We start from the raw sequence: 3,318 nt of genomic DNA, 5'->3' as shown, positions 1-3,318 counted from the left end.
CAGTTAAGTTCAAATCAGTCAGTCTGATAGTTGGTTTATTATGTCTGGTAAATTTGAGTAATGCACAAACTCGTGATCAGGGAATAGGGCTAAGAATAGGTGACCCATTGGGGATTACGTACAAGAGCTATTTCGATAGAAAGGGTGCGGTAGAACTAATATTTGGTTCAACTTCTGCCAACCGGCACGACTCATATTACAAATCTACATTCGATAGTCGCAGTAAGTATGATGGTAATAGATATGTTGATCACAGTGTGAAATATACGTTAGCTTTTCAGGGACGAATGGTATGGCATGAGTCTTTTCCTGCCAATGTTGAAGGAAGGCTTGATTGGTATTGGGGTTTAGGCGCTCATGTGAGATTGTCTGATGTTAAATACTCATTTTTTAATGAGAATGATATTTTAAGAACAGATAATGATACTAACTTTGACCTCGGTCCGGAGGGTATTCTTGGGATAGAATATGAGTTTTTAGATTATCCGATTGTCGGGTTTTCAGAAGTAAGTCTCATGGGAGAGTTAGTTGATAATCCTTTTAGGTTTAGGTTTTTCGGAGCCGTTGGTATTAGATATGCATTTTAGAAAATGAAGAAAGTTTTAATTGTTGTCATTAGCGTATTAGGTCTCTTGGTTTTTAGCGTTTACTATTACCTGGGAGGCACAGAGGATTTTGTGTTTACTCAAGTAAATAAGGCACTCTATCTTAAAGGAGAGGCATTTAAGGGGAGTTATAATGATTCAAAAATTGAAAGTCTTTTTGTAAATGCACGTCAAATTTCTACGGAAAATGACGGCTATAAATTGGCAATATTGAGCTATCCGATGAACGAGACCAAAGTAGATCAGGTGGTGGGAATTGTGTCGAACTCTGAAATTAATAATGATTGGGAAAGTTTTGATACAAGCCGTGAACTCAATGGAAATTTTATAACAACCACCATCACTGCTCACAATCTGGTAATGCCTAAGCCTAACGAGGTTTTAGAAGCAGCCCAGGAATACGCAGCACTACAAGATTTGGAGATTGATGAGTCTTACACCATAGAGGTTTATGAAGGAGAAAGGAAGTTATTAGTTTACTTCCCGATTAAATAGAGTTGCTTATTCCTTCTGAAGAAGAGTATATCGAGTGTAATCGAAACTGCCTTTGTCAATAATGTTCAATGTCGATAAATTATCTAATTCTTTTTCACTCATTTTCCACTTAGGTCCAGATAATAAGTCATGGTTTTCATTAGCTAGTTGTATGAACATAAAACCGCCAGGTTTCAATATGTCAATAGCAGATGAGTATACTTTTTTAGCCTTATGAAATTCTAGTAAGTGTAAAATATTAGATAAAATAATTAAACCAAATGTATCATAAGGTAAGTCATTTGAGGTAATATCGACTCTGCTGAAAAGAATATTATTATCATTTTCAAATTGCCGTAGATTTCCCCCTCCGCAGGCAAATATGAACGAATTAATCATTTCAATTCTACTACTACACATTTTATCAATTCCGACTATTTTGCCGAGATTGAAAACGTCCTTTTCTTTATAGATTGATGCTAAATTGTGCAGCTCATTGGCAGTAACACCACACCCAATGTCTAGAACAGATGAAAACCTACAGTTATTTCTTTTAAGTAAACCAACTAGGAAATTACTCATAAACAATTATTGAAATCCTAATCCTCCATCGCCTGCTCGGCAAGCATTTGCTTTTCATACAACTCTTTAAAGGCGCCATTTTGAGCCATTAGGGATTCGTTAGTGCCTTTCTCAATGATTTCTCCATCATCCAGCACAATGATTTTATCGGCTAGCTTGGCCGATGATACCCTGTGTGAAATAATGATGCTTGTACGACCTTCCATCACACGCTTCATGCTATTCAAGATCGTGTTTTCGGTTTTTGTGTCAACCGCTGAGAGGGCATCATCGAGCATAAGTATTTTAGGGTTTCGAGAGATGGCCCTCGCAATAGATACTCGCTGTTTTTGGCCACCGGATAATGTAATACCACGCTCTCCGACTCGCGTATTAAATCCTTCAGGAAAGTCAATAATGTTTTTATACACATCAGCTTGTTTGGCAGCTGTTATGATGTTTTCCTCTGTAGCCTCGGCTGATCCAAAACCGATGTTGTTATAAATGGTGTCGCTAAAGAGAAATACATCCTGTGGCACGTAACCAATCTGGCTTCTCAAACTCACCAAATTATAGTCTTTAATATCTCTTTCATCAATGATGATCTCACCTTCTGTGGTGTCATACATACGTGAAATCAGGTTGGCGATAGTACTTTTACCGGAGCCTGTAGTTCCGATAATGGCCAGTGATTCACCAGGTTTTACATTGAAATTAATATTCTTAAGCGCCTGAATACCCGAGTCAGGGTAAACGAAACTGACATTTTTAAATTCGATGCTACCTTCAAGAGAAACATCAATATTTTTCTCGCTGACGATATTATTTTCTGTTTTCAAAAACTCATTCAATCGTTTTTGAGAAGCTGCCGCACGTTGGATAATACTACTGATCCAGCCTAGAGCTGTTACCGGCCAGGTGAGGAGGTTTACATAAATGATAAACTCAGCAATATTTCCAAAAGTGAGCGACCCTTTGATTACCTCAGCACTTCCGGCATATACGGTAAGTATAGTACTCAGGCCGATTAATCCCATCACTAAGGGGAAGAAGAGCGCCTGCACGCGTGTAAGCGCAAGCGATTTGTCTTTATAGTCATTACTTGCAGCAGTAAATTTATTTGAAGAGTCTTTCTCTCGGGTAAATGATTTTAAAACCCTAATCCCTGAGAAAGCTTCCTGGGCAAAAGTTGATAACCCTGATTGACTTACTTGTATCTCCTCAGAGCGTTTGTTGATGATGTTGTTTACAAAAAAGATACTTACCGATAGAATAGGTAGTGGGATAAGTGCATAAAGCGTGAGCGTTACATTAATAGACAGCATGTAGGGGATGAGAATGGCAAAAAGAGTGATAAGATTGAGCCCATACATAATAGAAGGCCCCAGATACATTCTCACTTTGCTCACATCTTCAGAGATCCGGTTCATTAAGTCTCCGGTGTTGTTTCTTCTGTAAAAACTTAATGGTAGAGACTGATAGTGACTATAGATTTCATTTTTCAAGTCATACTCTATAAGTCTTGACATCACGATGAGTGTTTGCCTTACCATAAATAAGAAAACCCCTCTTAAAAGTGCCATCACAAGGATAAGAACAGCATAAATGAGTATGCTACCAGCAAAGATGGCATACATATTATCCTGTATTTCAAGGTTTTCAAAAGACTTATAAATAT

General features: G+C 37.8%; 4 protein-coding genes. 2 read left to right on the top strand and 2 right to left on the bottom strand.

The features are described 5' to 3' along the window. Both E1176_RS03575 and E1176_RS03570 read left to right on the top strand, forming a co-directional pair. Positions 1–587: hypothetical protein (locus E1176_RS03575; RefSeq protein ID WP_222933069.1), on the top strand; the 587-nt coding region annotated here is incomplete at its 5' end. A 3-nt stretch (positions 588–590) separates the two neighbouring features. Continuing rightward, positions 591–1,100, top strand: a complete 510-nt coding sequence (locus E1176_RS03570) for a hypothetical protein (protein ID WP_155209201.1) — start codon at positions 591–593, stop codon at positions 1,098–1,100. A gap of 6 nt (positions 1,101–1,106) precedes the next feature. Here the strand turns inward: E1176_RS03570 and E1176_RS03565 are convergent, their stop codons facing one another. After that, complete coding sequence (locus E1176_RS03565) at positions 1,107–1,661, bottom strand: class I SAM-dependent methyltransferase (protein ID WP_155209200.1); 555 nt, start codon at positions 1,659–1,661, stop codon at positions 1,107–1,109. Positions 1,662–1,678: 17 nt separating this feature from the next. Further along, on the bottom strand, positions 1,679–3,318 hold a 1,640-nt coding region (locus E1176_RS03560), incomplete at its 5' end, for an ABC transporter ATP-binding protein (protein ID WP_155209199.1).

This window comes from Fulvivirga aurantia (genome assembly GCF_009711475.1).
Classification (GTDB): domain Bacteria; phylum Bacteroidota; class Bacteroidia; order Cytophagales; family Cyclobacteriaceae; genus Fulvivirga; species Fulvivirga aurantia.
Note: the sequence above shows the minus strand (reverse complement) of the source record. Positions and strands in the feature narration are given on the sequence as shown.

Excerpts from the sequence above, each read along its gene's own strand:
- E1176_RS03570 (WP_155209201.1), top strand. The coding sequence starts at position 591 with ATGAAGAAAGTTTTAATTGTTGTCATTAGCGTATTAGGTCTCTTGGTT.
- E1176_RS03565 (WP_155209200.1), bottom strand. The coding sequence starts at position 1,661 with ATGAGTAATTTCCTAGTTGGTTTACTTAAAAGAAATAACTGTAGGTTT.